This window comes from Bacillus cereus group sp. Bce019, from assembly GCF_051781745.1.
Lineage (GTDB): Bacteria > Bacillota > Bacilli > Bacillales > Bacillaceae_G > Bacillus_A > Bacillus_A cereus.
Genome location: NZ_JBPWJX010000010.1, coordinates 128,587 through 142,800 on the forward strand (window position 1 = coordinate 128,587; position 14,214 = coordinate 142,800).

A 14,214-nucleotide genomic window follows, 5' to 3' on the forward strand; every position below is an offset into this window, starting at 1 on the left:
CTTCCTTTCTTAGAGGCTATGTTTTGAATAGAAAGGGTTATTCGTATGGATATTGAGTTGCGAAATCACTATGAACCTATCGTGAGGCAATATAGATTGGATACGCAGCATATGGAAGAGCACGGAAATGTAATGAAAATTTATACGAATCAAGGTCCATATGCACTCAAGAAAATAGAAGGCAGAAAGTTAGAGCGGAATAACTTTCTGCATCATATTCAATATTTGAAGGAGAAAGGTTTTTCAAATTATGTACCTATATATCATGCGACGGATGGAAGTTATATTTTAAGTGACGGGACGTATAATTATTATTTAATGCCTTGGTTAGAACGTGCAGAAGGAAACGGTGAGGACAATGATCAATACCATAAAATGTTTCAGACACTTGGAACGTTGCATCAAAAAACTGTGAAGGAAGAAACGTATACGGAAGAAGATTTAGAAAAACATTATACAAGTATATCCGATCGTTGGGAAAATGATGGTGAGATGTTAGAAGAGTTTCTCGTAGAATCTGAATCAAAATGGTATATGTCCCCGTTTGAATTGCAATATTGTACGTACTATCATCATGTAATGAGAGCGCGTGAATTTGCAACGAAGCAATTAAATGAGTGGAACGATGCGATGAAAGAAAAGGAGAAAACGCGTATTACTTTTGTGCATGGTAATGTGTCACTGAATCATTTTTTATTTGACTATGAACGGAATGGCTATTTTATTAGTTTAGAAAAATCGAAGTTTGCAACGCCTGTGCAAGATATAGTAGGTTTTTATTCAAGGTCTTTAAACACATATCCAATCGCAAGAAGTGATCGGTTTGAATGGTTTCAAATGTATCAAAAAAATTTCCCTTTTACGAAAGAAGAGCAACTACTTATGTTTGCGTATATGACGTATCCATCGCAATTTATTCGGCAAATCCAGTCTTATAAGAAAAGAAGAGATAATCGTAACGAGGAAAATGAACTGCGCGGAGTAAAGAGTTTGCAACAATCGCATTGGCTCGTTAGCAATATAGAATATTTCTTGTCACAATTACAAGCTGCCCAGCAAGGGAACGGATAAAGTAAACATTCCCCGCTGATGATTAGCCTTCACTAATTGGGCGTTTACGGGCACCAGGGCTCCCATCTAACTTCTTTGCTTCAGCTGAGTTTTGAGGTGGAGGTCTTACTGCCCACAAATAGCGGGGTAAAGAAGATAAGTAGAGGATTCTACTTATCTTCTTTTTGGCATGAAAAGCTGTAGTTTTAAATTTATCTTGACGAATAAGGTTTCGTTTTTTACACTATTGTATATAATAATTAACAATCATATAAATGCCTTGAAGGGGAAGAGTATAACATGAAACGTCTTCAGAGAGGAGAATCATTAGCTGGGAGATTCTCTAGATAGTTATGTTAGAAGGTAGCCCTGGAGCATCTTTTCTGAACGGAATAGTTCTTATTAGGAAAAGACGGATTTGTCCGTTATCAAATTAAGAGTATAAGCAAATTATGAATTTGTTTGTAAATAAAGGTGGTACCGCGATGTCCCTCGTCCTTTTTGGATGAGGGACATTTTTTATTTTAAGGAGGGAAAATAATGTCAAACACGGAAAAGAATTTACCAACTAAATATGATCATATGTCCGTTGAAGAAGGCCTTTATCAATGGTGGCTTGAAGGCAAATATTTTGAAGCAACAGGAGACGAGAAGAAACAACCGTATACAATTGTAATTCCACCTCCGAACGTAACTGGTAAGTTACACTTAGGTCATGCTTGGGATACAACTCTTCAAGATATTTTAACTCGTACGAAGCGTATGCAAGGATACGATGTACTATGGCTTCCAGGAATGGACCATGCTGGTATCGCAACACAAGCGAAAGTAGAAGGAAAACTTCGTGAAGAAGGTATTTCACGTTACGATCTTGGCCGTGAAAAATTCCTTGAAAAAGCTTGGGAGTGGAAAGAAGAGTATGCTTCTCACATTCGTCAACAATGGGGGAAAGTTGGTTTAGGACTAGACTATTCTCGTGAACGCTTCACATTAGACAAAGGTTTATCAGATGCGGTTAATAAAGTATTCGTTCAATTATACGAAAAAGGCTTAATTTACCGTGGTGAATATATCATCAACTGGGATCCAGCAACACGTACAGCTCTTTCTGATATTGAAGTAATTCATAAAGAAGTTCAAGGTGCATTCTACCATATGAACTATCCGTTAACAGATGGTTCTGGTCACATTCGTCTTGCTACTACTCGTCCAGAAACGATGCTTGGTGATACAGCAGTAGCAGTTCATCCAGAAGACGATCGTTACAAACATTTAATCGGAAAAACAGTTACACTTCCAATCGTAGGCCGTGAGATTCCGATTATTGCTGATGAGTACGTAGAAAAAGATTTCGGAACGGGCGTTGTAAAAATTACACCAGCTCATGACCCGAATGACTTTGAAGTAGGTAACCGTCATGACTTACCACGCATCTTAGTAATGAACGAAGATGGATCGATGAACGAAAAAGCTGGTAAGTATAACGGTATGGATCGTTTCGAATGCCGTAAAGAATTAGTAAAAGACTTACAAGAAGCTGGCGTATTAGTAGAAATCGAGCCACATATGCATTCAGTAGGTCATAGTGAGCGTAGCGGTGCGGTTGTTGAGCCTTATTTATCAACACAGTGGTTCGTAAAAATGGCTCCACTTGCTGAAAAAGCAGTAGCGCTTCAACAAAAAGAAGAAGAAAAAGTAACGTTCGTACCAGAGCGTTTTGAAAACACATATTTACGTTGGATGGAAAATATTCATGACTGGTGTATTTCTCGTCAATTATGGTGGGGACACCGTATTCCAGCTTGGTACCATAAAGAAACTGGTGAAGTATACGTAGGTACAGAAGCACCAGCAGATATTGAAAACTGGAATCAAGATAACGATGTACTTGATACATGGTTCAGTTCAGCATTATGGCCATTCTCCACACTTGGTTGGCCAAATGAAGATTCAGCAGACTTCAAACGTTACTATTCAACAGATGCACTAGTAACGGGTTATGATATCATCTTCTTCTGGGTATCTCGTATGATTTTCCAAGGTTTAGAGTTTACAGGCGAGCGTCCATTTAAAGATGTATTAATTCACGGTTTAGTTCGTGACGAGCAAGGTCGTAAAATGAGTAAATCTCTTGGTAACGGTATTGATCCAATGGATGTTATCGAGAAGTACGGTGCAGATGCAATGCGTTTCTTCTTATCAACAGGAAGTGCACCAGGTCAAGATTTACGTTTCAGCATGGAAAAAGTAGAATCTACTTGGAACTTCATTAATAAAATTTGGAACGCATCACGTTTCGTATTAATGAACATGGATGATATGAAGTATGAAGAAATCGATTTAACTGGTGAAAAATCAGTTGCGGATAAGTGGATCTTAACTCGCTTAAACGAAACAATCGAAAGCGTAACACGTAACATGGATAAATATGAGTTCGGTGAAGCTGGTCGTTCATTATACAACTTCATTTGGGACGATTTCTGTGATTGGTATATTGAAATGGCGAAACTTCCACTATACGGTGAAGATGAAGCAGCTAAGAAAACAACTCGTTCTATTTTAGCTTACGTATTAGATCAAACAATGCGTCTATTACACCCATTCATGCCATTCGTAACAGAGAAAATTTGGCAACATTTACCGCATGAAGGCGAGTCTATTACAGTAGCTGCGTGGCCAACAGTTCGCGAAGATTTACAAGATACGGAGGCTGCGGCAGAAATGCACCTTCTAGTTGATATCATTCGCTCTGTTCGTAACATCCGTGCAGAAGTAAATACGCCAATGAGCAAAAAAGTTCAAATGCAAATTAAAGCAAAAGATGAGGCTGTACTTGCTCAACTTACGAAAAACAGCTCTTACATTGAGCGTTTCTGTAACCCAAGCGAATTAACAATTCAAACAGACTTACAAGCGCCAGAAAAGGCAATGACTGCAATCGTATCAGGTGCAGAGTTATTCTTACCGTTAGCTGATCTTATCAATCTTGATGAAGAGAGAGCTCGTCTTGAGAAAGAACTTGAGAAGTTCGATAAAGAAGTAGAACGTGTACAGAAGAAACTTTCTAACCAAGGTTTCGTAGCGAAAGCTCCTGCAGCGGTTATTGAAGGAGAGCGTGCGAAAGAGCAAGATTACCTAGAAAAACGCGAAGCAGTTCGTCAACGTCTAGCAGATCTTGAAAAGTAAAAATGTTTTTAGAGACTCACTATATTGGTGAGTCTCTTTTCTTTGCGTATAATAGAACTATGAAAGTTGTCTTTTGAAAGGGGAAAAATATACGTGATACATACATACGAAGAAGCGATAGGGTGGATCCATAGCCGATTGAAATTTGGAATTAAGCCAGGATTAGAAAGAATGAGATGGATGTTAGAAGAACTTGGAAATCCAGAGTGTCATATCAAATGTGTTCATCTTGCTGGTACAAATGGAAAAGGTTCAACGTTAACATATATGCGTTACATGTTAGAAGGCGCGAAATATAAGGTAGGAACGTTTACCTCTCCTTACATCGAATCATTTAATGAACGCATTAGTGTGAATGGAACACCAATTGCAGACGAAGAGATTACTGAACTTGTAAAGCTGGTAAAACCAGTCGTGGAAAAACTAGATGAAACGGATTTAGGGGAAGCGACAGAGTTTGAAATTATTACTGTTATGGCGATTTGCTATTTCGGCAAATTCAATTTCTGTGATGTTGTTTTATTTGAAACAGGGCTTGGTGGACGTTTTGATTCTACCAATGTTATACACCCTGTTCTCACGATTATTACGAATATCGGTCACGATCATATGCATATTTTAGGAAATACACTAGGAGAAATTGCATATGAAAAGGCGGGGATTATTAAGTCTGGCGTGCCGGTAATTACTGGTGTACAAGATGAAGAAGCTTTGCAAGTCATTCAAAATGTTGCAAAGGAAAATCATGCAAACTTATACGAGATGGGCAATCATTTTACAGCATTACATAAACAGTCTAGTGAAGATGGAGAACAGTTCGATTTCACTTGTCCTTTCGCCTCTTTTGAAGATGTGCGAATCACAATGAAAGGCAGCCACCAAGTAGGAAACGCAGCACTTGCGCTTATGGCAGTCATGTATGTAAAAACATACTTATCATTTTTAATTGAGGAAGAAGAAATAAGAACTGGATTACAGGAAGCGTATTGGGTGGGGCGCTTTGAAAAACTGCAAAGTAATCCAGATATTATTATAGATGGTGCTCATAATCCAGAAGGTATCGAAAGCCTTGTGAAAACAGTAGAAGCGCATTACAAAGATAAAAATGTAATAGTGTTATTTACTGCCCTTGGTGATAAACAATTACATAACATGGTAGGCCAATTAGAAACCATTGCAGATGAAATTATTTTTACAACATTCGCCTTTGATCGTGCTATTTCTGCTGATAAGCTTGCATCATATTCACAGAAAGAATCAAAATTAGTTTTTGAAAATTGGAAAGAGGCAATTGATACAAAAGTTGAAATGATAGCAGAAAATGATGTTTTTATCATAACAGGTTCTCTTTATTTCATTTCTGAAGTACGAAAATATATTTGCGAGAAAAACTAGATAGTCTTTGCTATCTAGTTTTTTTGTTCTACAAATGAAGTCAAATGCATACATATAAGATAAATATATAGGGTTATTTGGCGAATTCCTCTGACAAATATCTCGTTTTTTTATGAAATGAATATGATATGATGCGGACAACGATAAGAGGTGAGGTGTGAGTGTATGGACAAGCAATCACGAACGATCTCAGTGAAAGTGAATGGAACAGAAGCGAAGTATGAGGAAAAAAAGAAAGATGAATTTGAATGGATGGTAGTAGAAAGTGAACGACCGAAAAATGTTGTTCCGTTTCAAAAAGCGAAATCAATGTCTGTGGAAAAATACCGAAAGAAGTGGAGTAATACATTAATTGTAATCGTTGCAACTGCAATCATTATCGGTACGGCGTTTGGAATGGGGATGCTTCATTTACTTACTGGACAAGGAACGACAGGAGGAAGTGAAGTGACAGCTTCAAGGCCGACTGGAAATGGAGAATCAAAGGTGGGTGGAACGGCAGAACAAACACCAGCACCGAAAGAAGAAAAACAAAAAGCACAAGCAGGAACGTCATTGGATCCAATGAAATTATTTTTTGTTCAAGGGGGGCTTTATTCTTCTGAAGAAAAGGGACAGGCAGCTCTTGAAGAATGGAAAGGCAATGGGGGCATTGGTGCTTTAAGACCGAGCGGTGATAAGTATGCAATAGTTGTTGGTATTGCTAGCGATGAACAGTCTATAAATCAATTAATGACTAAGTATAAAAATGATGGTGTCTCCGTTTTAAAAAAGAACTGGGATATAACAGATAAAGCATTGCTGAAAGATGATAAAGAAGTAGGAACATTTTTAACAAAAGTGCAGCCATTATACACTCATTTAGCAAAATATGCTTCTAGCGTACAAGTTGGTGGAAAAAGCAGCGCAAAAGATATAGAAGCAATTGAAAAAGAATGGAAAAAGGTTGAAAAAGAAGGGAAAAGTATGAAACAAGAAGAAGCAAAGAAACTGTATATGTATACGTCGGTAGCTGTACAAACAGTAAAAGATGGGAAGATGGATAAGGAATCTTTGGCGAAATTAAATCAAGTTATTATTGATGGTTTACTCTCGTATGAAAAAATTGTTTCGTAGAAAGTGAAATGATAGGATAATAAAATGAGTAAGAAAGAAGTACATGTACTTCTTTCTTTTCTTTTGAATTTAGAGCAAAGTGCTTTCTCTATGACAGGAATATAATCGTATGCAATAAAGAAGTGTTATTTTAGTTAGAGAAATTAATATTTCTTTCATTTGTGGACAAACTATTCCTTTGATACGATTAATATAAATTGTTCTGCTTCATGTGAGAAAGGAAGGAGAAAATATGAGAAAAATAATTTTAGCTTCAGGGTCACCTCGGAGGAAGGAATTGCTTGAGTTAGCTAGTGTGCCATTTGAAATCGTTGTAAGTGAAGTAGAGGAAACAATTGGTGCATATTCATCGCCTTCTGATATTGTAATGTCGCTTGCCTTGCAAAAAGCATCAGCGGTGGCAGAAAATAATAGTGATCACATTGTGTTAGGTGCAGATACAATTGTTACATATGAGTCGCGTATTCTTGGTAAGCCTTCTAATGAGGATGAGGCGAAAGAGATGTTACAATTACTATCAGGGAAAACACATGAAGTGTATACAGGTGTTGCGATTATAGCAAAAGAAAAAACGGTTACTTTTTATGAGCGTACAGAAGTTACATTTTGGGAGTTAACAGAAGAGGAAATTGATACATACGTCGCGTCGAAAGAACCTCTTGATAAAGCCGGTAGTTATGGGATTCAAGGTAAAGGATCTATTTTCGTTCAAAATATTCAAGGGGACTACTATAGTGTAGTTGGCTTACCAATTGCACGTCTCGTTCGGGAATTAAAACAATTTGATATTGATGTAACCCATGCGTAAAATTGCATGGGGTTTTCTTTGAGAGAACAAATAAAGGGGTGGAGAGATGAACGGTATTCGTGATGTTGTAAGAGAAGAACAGCCACGGGAGCGTTTATTGTTAGAAGGTGCTGGAAGTTTATCAAATCGAGAGCTTCTCGCAGTGTTACTCAGAACAGGTTCTAAAGAAGAAACAGTTTTAAAGTTGTCAGATAAAATTTTACATCAATTTGATGGCTTACGTATGTTGAAAGATGCAACATTAGAAGAGCTAATTAGTATACATGGTATTGGGATTTCAAAGGCATCGCAACTTATGGCAGCCTTTGAACTAGGCAGAAGAATGGTACGTTTAGAATATCAAAATAGATATAGTATTCGAAGTCCAGAAGATTGTGCGAAATACATGATGGAAGAAATGCGTTTTTTACAACAAGAGCATTTTGTTTGTTTATATTTAAATACAAAAAATCAAGTTATACATAGGCAAACGATCTTTATTGGAAGTTTAAACACGTCAATTGTACACCCGAGGGAAGTTTTTAAAGAAGCCTTCCGTCGTGCAGCAGCCTCTATCATATGTCTTCATAACCATCCCTCAGGAGATCCCACGCCGAGCCGTGAAGATATTGCAGTAACAAAACGCTTAGTAGAATGCGGCCAGATTATCGGAATTGAAGTGCTTGATCATATTATAATAGGTGACCATAAATTCGTGAGTTTAAAGGAAAAAGGTCATATTTAAGACTATGCTTTTTACTTATTTTGTTTTATAATGTGATTTATGAGTTTTTTGTAGAAATTTATCTACAAAAAGGATAAAGATATAAAAAACGTACTGTTTTTATAATATAAAGTAAGAAAAAATGAGTCCGTGAAAACAAGAAAGGAAGATAAATAATATGTTTGGATTTGGTGGATTTACTCGCGATCTTGGAATAGACTTAGGAACTGCGAACACGCTTGTATATGTAAAAGGAAAAGGTGTAGTTTTACGTGAACCTTCAGTAGTTGCGTTACAAACTGATACGAAACAAATCGTTGCTGTAGGTAGCGATGCAAAACAAATGATTGGTCGTACACCAGGGAACGTTGTGGCACTTCGCCCGATGAAAGACGGTGTAATTGCTGATTATGAAACAACTGCAACAATGATGAAATATTACATTCAACAAGCTCAAAAATCAAACGGTTTCTTCTCACGTAAGCCGTATGTAATGGTATGTGTACCATCTGGTATTACAGCTGTAGAAAGACGTGCAGTAATCGATGCGACTCGTCAAGCGGGTGCTCGTGATGCTTATCCTATCGAAGAGCCATTTGCAGCAGCAATTGGTGCAAACTTACCTGTTTGGGAACCAACTGGTAGTATGGTTGTTGATATCGGTGGCGGTACAACAGAAGTTGCAATTATTTCTCTAGGTGGTATTGTAACAAGCCAGTCAGTCCGTGTTGCTGGTGATGATATGGACGATTCAATCATTCAGTACATTAAGAAAAGCTATAACTTAATGATCGGTGAAAGAACAGCTGAAGCATTAAAATTAGAAATTGGTTCTGCAGGCGAGCCAGAAGGTATCGAGCCTATGGAAATTCGCGGTCGTGATTTAGTAAGTGGTTTACCAAAAACAGTACTAATTCAGCCAGAAGAAATTGCAGATGCATTAAAAGATACAGTAGATGCGATTGTAGAATCAGTTAAAAATACGTTAGAAAAAACTCCACCTGAATTAGCGGCTGATATTATGGACCGCGGTATCGTATTAACAGGTGGCGGGGCATTACTACGTAATTTAGATAAAGTAATTAGTGAAGAAACGAAAATGCCAGTTCTTGTTGCAGAAGATCCATTAGATTGCGTAGCAATTGGAACAGGTAAAGCATTAGACAATATCGATCTTTTCAAAACTGCTGCTCGATAATATTGCAAAATAAAAATCAGTGAAATTAAGAGGGTGTGAACGTGCCACAGTTTTTCTTAAACAAAAGATTAATTGTTTTGTTGGTTAGTATTATTCTTCTCGTGGCATTGATTGGAATCTCATTGAAAGAACGGAACAGTTTAACATGGCCAGAGCAGTTTGTTAAAGATACTGTCGGTGTTGTAGAACGTGTATTCCAAAAGCCAGCGAAATACGTAGCTGGATTCTTCGAAAATGTAGAGGATGTAAAGCGCACGTATGAAGAGAATAAAGAATTAAAAGCAAAATTAGATAATTATGCAGGTCTATCAGGGAAAGTAAAACAATTAGAAGATGATAACAAGAAGTTACAAGAGCTAACTGGTAAAAAAGAGTTAAATAGCGGGTATACTGAAATTCCAGCTACTGTTGTTTCTCGTAATCCAGATAAATGGTACGATTTAATTGGAATTGATAAAGGGGCACAGCAAGGAATTAAAAAAGATATGGCTGTAGTAACTTCACAAGGGTTAGTTGGAAGAGTGAAAAGTGTATCTCAGTTTACATCATCAGTAGAATTACTAAGTTCTATGAGCCGAACAAATCGCGTTTCTGCTATTGTACAAGGGCAAGAGAAAATCTTTGGATTGATTGAAGGTTATGACAAAGAAAAGCAATTACTTCTTTTCACAAAGATTGGCTCTGATGCACCGGTAGAGAAAGATCAACTAGTTGTAACATCTGGACTGGGTGATATTTTCCCGAAAGGTCTTGTAATTGGAAAAATCGTTGAAGTTCAGCCGGATGCATATGGCTTAACAAAAACAGCTTATGTAAAACCTGCCGCTGATTTAAATGACGTAGAGCATATTACGGTTGCTAAACGTGCAACACCTTCAGCGCCATTAGAATAGGAGGAGAAGAAGAGATGATGAAGATATTAAAAAGAGCAGCTCTTCCTCTTTTGCTCCTTTTTGTGTTTCTATTTGAAAATATGTTTGCTACTGTTGTTCCAACGGATGTATTTTGGAAAGACAGCATAGCAGCACCGCATTTCTTTATAATCGTCTTATGTTTTATTACAGTGTATTATAGTCCGGTCCAAGGGATTTATTACGGACTATTATTTGGCTTCTTATTTGATACCGTATACACAGAACTTGTCGGGATATATATTTTTGCTTATCCGATTTTAGCTTATTTAGTATATAGTGTGATGAAAGTACTACAATTGAATTTATTTATTGTTGTTTCTATCATATTAGCTAGCGTTGTAGCACTAGAGTATTATGTGTATGGATTCTTAACTTTATTAGGACGTACTCATATGCCAGCGTATGTCTTTTTCACAGATCGTCTCCTTTCTACTTTATTGTTAAATGCTATTTTCTTATTGATAGTTTGTTTCCCACTGAGACGATATATAGTGCGTCTTTCAAAAGCGATGGAAGAAAAAGAAAAAAGGATTTTCTAATTTTATGTCGAATTGAATCGGTGGGGTGAACTTTAGTGGAAGAAAAAAAGCAACAAAATGTAACGATAAAAGGGACAAAAGATGGGATAACGCTTCATTTAGATGATTGTTGTTCATTCTCAGAATTATTGATGGAATTAGACGAAAAACTTTCTACACATTACTACGATGGTGATGGGCGCTCTTTAATTGAAGTGCATGTGAAAGTAGGAAATCGTTATTTAACAGAAGTCCAACAAGAAGAGATTCGTACGTTAATTCGTAATAAAAAGAATCTTGTTGTGGATTCAATTGAAAGTGATGTTATCACTAAAGCAGAAGCAATAGCTTGGAAAGAAGAAACAGAAATTGTCCCTATTTCCAAAATTGTTCGCTCTGGACAAGTTTTACATGTAAAAGGAAATTTGTTGTTAATTGGAGATGTTAATCCAGGCGGAACGGTTATCGCTGGGGGGAATATTTTTGTCGTAGGATCATTAAGAGGAATTGCACATGCTGGGTATTATGGGGATTCGGATGCTGTAATCGCTGCATCTGTTATGAACCCGATGCAACTTCGAATTAGTGATGTGGCAATGCGGGCTCCGGAAGAGAAAGAAGACGGAGCGGAGGCGGCAGAATGTGCGTATATTAATGAGAACAATCACATTGTTGTCGATCGCCTGCAACTTCTCACTCATCTTAGACCTAATTTAACAAAGTTAGAAAGGGGAATTGTATAGCTGTGGGAGAGGCAATAGTAATTACATCTGGAAAAGGCGGAGTAGGTAAAACTACTACATCTGCGAACATTGGTACGGCCCTAGCGTTATCTGGAAAGAAAGTGTGCTTAATTGACACAGATATCGGTCTTCGAAATTTAGACGTAGTAATGGGGCTGGAAAATCGTATTGTATTTGATCTTGTTGATGTCGTTGAAGGGCGTTGCCGTTTACCTCAGGCTCTTATTAAAGACAAACGTTTTGATGATCTTTATTTATTACCTGCAGCACAAACGAGTGATAAATCAGCGGTAACACCTGAACAAATGGATGAATTAATACAAGTATTACGTCAAGATTATGATTACATATTAATCGATTGTCCTGCGGGGATTGAGCAGGGATTTAAAAATGCGGTAGCTGGTGCGGATAAAGCAATCGTTGTTACGACTCCAGAAGTATCCTCAATGCGCGATGCGGATCGTATTATTGGGCTTTTAGAAAAAGAGGATATTGAACCACCCAAACTTGTTATTAACCGTGTACGTAGTCATATGCTTCATGAACAGGATATGTTAGATGTTGATGAAATTGTACGTACATTGTCAATCGAGCTTCTTGGTGTTGTCGAAGATGACGATGAAGTTATTCGAGCTACAAATACAGGTGAACCTGTGGCGTTGCAACCAAGCGGAAAAGCAGCGTTGGCTTATCGTAATATTGCAAGACGCTTGTTAGGTGAGAATGTACCATTACAAGCATTTGAACAAGAAAAGGTATCGGTATTTGCAAAGGTGAAAAACTTCTTTGGAATCCGTTAAGAGCACTTCGCACATATGCGAGGTGCTTTCTTTTTTCTTCACACGAATATCTTTCTTTCTTAGCTCATACATATGTACAAACTGTATACAACTGTTTCTAATGAAATTAGCTTAACGAAAGAAAGGAGACAGTATGAAGAATAGACGCGTAGAAGAAATTAAAAAGCGGATTGCAAAAAGGAAGGCCGAGCAAGAAAGGATGGAGGAAGAGCAGTATTTTAACGGAGGGAATTTTGATAGTGAAGCAGTATTTATTGAAGATGGAGAAAAGGAAATGCATCCTTTATTTCGAAAGGAAGTCTTTTTCTTCAAAGTTTTATTATCAGCAATATTAGTTCTTTCGGTTGCTATTTTATATAAGAATGCTCCTTCTTCATTCAATGGAGCTAAAGCTGTTACAGAAAAAGTGATGAAAGAGGAATTTCAGTTTGCTACTGTAGCGAAATGGTACGAAAAGCAATTTGGAAAACCGCTTGTATTCTATTCGCCGAACGAGAAAAAAGAAGGAAGTATTCAGCAAAAAGATTATGCAATTCCTGCTTCTGGAAAGGTAATGCAAGGGTTTCAAAAAAATGGCCAAGGTGTATTTGTCCAAACAGCTACAAATGCAAAAGTGGAGTCAGTAAATGAAGGGTTAGTTGTTTTCGCAGGCAAGAAAGAGGAACTTGGAAATACAGTTCAAATTCAACATGCAGATGGTACGGAGTCATGGTATGCAAACTTAAACGATATGTCAGTGAAATTATATGATTACGTTTCAAAGAAACAAAAAATTGGAACGGTGAGTAATGATACAAATGATAAAAATGGAAAGTTTTATTTCGCGATAAAAAAGAATGAGAAATTTATTGATCCGATCCAGGTGATATCATTTGATTAAATATAGGGACGTTTTAACGAAAATTTCCGTGCATCCATTATTTTGGGTTATTATTGTCATTGGTATTTTTACTGCGCGTTTTAAAGAGTTACTACTGTTATTTTGTATTGTTCTTATTCATGAACTTGGGCATGCTTTTGCAGCAGCACACTATAATTGGCGTATAAAAAGAATTCAGCTTTTGCCGTTTGGTGGCGTTGCCGAGCTTGAGGAACATGGTAATAAGTCATTGAAAGAGGAACTTGTTGTCGTAATTGCAGGACCGATTCAACATGTTTGGATGATACTGGTAGGTTACATGTTGTTCGAAGCCGGTTGGCTGAATGCAGATTTATATTATTTCTTTATGTGGAATAATATAATTATTTTAGCATTTAATTTACTTCCTATTTGGCCGTTAGATGGCGGGAAAGTATTGTTTAATGTATTATCATATCGTTTCCCTTATTTACAAGCACATGAAAAGATGATGCAATTGTCATGTGTTTTTTTTAGTGTAATATTAGGATGGCAGTTACTCTGGAATAGTAACAATATTATGATGTGGGTACTACTCATATTTTTAGCAGTGTCATTATATCAAGAGTGGAAACAAAGACGGTATGCATTTATGCGTTTTTTATTAGAACGTTATTATGGAAACAAAAGAGGAATCGAAAAGATTGCACCTATTGAAGTGCAAACGGAAGATCGTTTATATACGATATTCACAAAATTTCGTAGAGGATATAAGCATTCTATTATCGTCCGTGGAAAATATAAAGAGCATTACACATTGGATGAAAATGAATTGCTCTATGCATATTTTACTGAAAAACGAACAACTTCATCAGTTGAAGAATTAATCGGTTAGTGTTGACGATAGCACTAACCTTTTATTATTGTAAAAGCAAAGAAGATTAT

The 14,214-nt window shown here is 37.0% G+C and carries 13 protein-coding genes and 1 other annotated feature; all 13 genes read left to right on the plus strand.

All coding sequences use genetic code 11. The features are described from left to right. The first annotated feature begins 45 nt into the window (after positions 1 to 45). Positions 46 to 1,071 (plus strand): spore coat protein YsxE, encoded by a 1,026-nt coding sequence (ysxE, locus tag ACS2QP_RS15750; RefSeq protein ID WP_000350658.1) that lies wholly within the window; start codon positions 46 to 48, stop codon positions 1,069 to 1,071. A 250-nt stretch (positions 1,072 to 1,321) separates the two neighbouring features. Continuing rightward, positions 1,322 to 1,553 (plus strand) — a binding site (T-box leader). Positions 1,554 to 1,590: 37 nt separating this feature from the next. Further along, a complete protein-coding gene (locus tag ACS2QP_RS15755; RefSeq protein WP_000072244.1) occupies positions 1,591 to 4,236 on the plus strand; it encodes a valine--tRNA ligase in 2,646 nt (881 codons plus the stop codon). Between the two features lie 93 nt (positions 4,237 to 4,329). Continuing rightward, entirely contained in the window at positions 4,330 to 5,631 is a 1,302-nt protein-coding gene (locus ACS2QP_RS15760; RefSeq protein WP_438882594.1) for a bifunctional folylpolyglutamate synthase/dihydrofolate synthase, read from the plus strand. Between the two features lie 165 nt (positions 5,632 to 5,796). After that, complete coding sequence (locus ACS2QP_RS15765) at positions 5,797 to 6,747, plus strand: hypothetical protein (protein WP_000361007.1); 951 nt, start codon at positions 5,797 to 5,799, stop codon at positions 6,745 to 6,747. 232 nt (positions 6,748 to 6,979) lie between these two features. Continuing rightward, positions 6,980 to 7,555 (plus strand): Maf family protein, encoded by a 576-nt coding sequence (locus tag ACS2QP_RS15770; protein WP_001226291.1) that lies wholly within the window; start codon positions 6,980 to 6,982, stop codon positions 7,553 to 7,555. 46 nt (positions 7,556 to 7,601) lie between these two features. Continuing rightward, positions 7,602 to 8,279, plus strand: a complete 678-nt coding sequence (radC, locus tag ACS2QP_RS15775; protein WP_001013390.1) for a RadC family protein — start codon at positions 7,602 to 7,604, stop codon at positions 8,277 to 8,279. 157 nt (positions 8,280 to 8,436) lie between these two features. Then, on the plus strand, positions 8,437 to 9,456 hold the full coding sequence (gene mreB, locus ACS2QP_RS15780; protein ID WP_000466736.1) for a cell shape-determining protein MreB: 1,020 nt from the start codon (positions 8,437 to 8,439) through the stop codon (positions 9,454 to 9,456). Between the two features lie 41 nt (positions 9,457 to 9,497). After that, positions 9,498 to 10,349, plus strand: coding sequence for a rod shape-determining protein MreC (gene mreC / locus ACS2QP_RS15785; RefSeq protein WP_001135488.1), 852 nt, complete (start codon positions 9,498 to 9,500; stop codon positions 10,347 to 10,349). Positions 10,350 to 10,363: 14 nt separating this feature from the next. Beyond that, positions 10,364 to 10,909: a rod shape-determining protein MreD gene (gene mreD, locus ACS2QP_RS15790; RefSeq protein WP_000975766.1), complete on the plus strand. Its 546-nt coding sequence runs from the start codon at positions 10,364 to 10,366 to the stop codon at positions 10,907 to 10,909. A gap of 35 nt (positions 10,910 to 10,944) precedes the next feature. After that, complete coding sequence (minC, locus tag ACS2QP_RS15795) at positions 10,945 to 11,631, plus strand: septum site-determining protein MinC (RefSeq protein WP_000391521.1); 687 nt, start codon at positions 10,945 to 10,947, stop codon at positions 11,629 to 11,631. 2 nt (positions 11,632 to 11,633) lie between these two features. Continuing rightward, positions 11,634 to 12,431, plus strand: a complete 798-nt coding sequence (gene minD, locus ACS2QP_RS15800; protein WP_000503309.1) for a septum site-determining protein MinD — start codon at positions 11,634 to 11,636, stop codon at positions 12,429 to 12,431. A gap of 133 nt (positions 12,432 to 12,564) precedes the next feature. After that, positions 12,565 to 13,311: a stage IV sporulation protein SpoIVFA gene (gene spoIVFA, locus ACS2QP_RS15805; protein ID WP_000797471.1), complete on the plus strand. Its 747-nt coding sequence runs from the start codon at positions 12,565 to 12,567 to the stop codon at positions 13,309 to 13,311. Beyond that, the gene (gene spoIVFB / locus ACS2QP_RS15810) at positions 13,304 to 14,164 is read left to right on the plus strand and encodes a stage IV sporulation intramembrane metalloprotease SpoIVFB (RefSeq protein WP_438882595.1); all 861 of its coding nucleotides are present in this window, start codon (positions 13,304 to 13,306) and stop codon (positions 14,162 to 14,164) included. Before spoIVFA ends, spoIVFB begins: the two co-directional genes overlap by 8 nt. The last annotated feature ends 50 nt before the right edge of the window (positions 14,165 to 14,214 follow it).

Excerpts from the sequence above, each read along its gene's own strand:
- ACS2QP_RS15755 (WP_000072244.1), top strand. The coding sequence starts at position 1,591 with ATGTCAAACACGGAAAAGAATTTACCAACTAAATATGATCATATGTCC.
- spoIVFA (WP_000797471.1), top strand. The coding sequence starts at position 12,565 with ATGAAGAATAGACGCGTAGAAGAAATTAAAAAGCGGATTGCAAAAAGG.
- ACS2QP_RS15765 (WP_000361007.1), top strand. The coding sequence starts at position 5,797 with ATGGACAAGCAATCACGAACGATCTCAGTGAAAGTGAATGGAACAGAA.
- ysxE (WP_000350658.1), top strand. The coding sequence starts at position 46 with ATGGATATTGAGTTGCGAAATCACTATGAACCTATCGTGAGGCAATAT.
- radC (WP_001013390.1), top strand. The coding sequence starts at position 7,602 with ATGAACGGTATTCGTGATGTTGTAAGAGAAGAACAGCCACGGGAGCGT.
- mreD (WP_000975766.1), top strand. The coding sequence starts at position 10,364 with ATGATGAAGATATTAAAAAGAGCAGCTCTTCCTCTTTTGCTCCTTTTT.
- ACS2QP_RS15770 (WP_001226291.1), top strand. The coding sequence starts at position 6,980 with ATGAGAAAAATAATTTTAGCTTCAGGGTCACCTCGGAGGAAGGAATTG.
- mreB (WP_000466736.1), top strand. The coding sequence starts at position 8,437 with ATGTTTGGATTTGGTGGATTTACTCGCGATCTTGGAATAGACTTAGGA.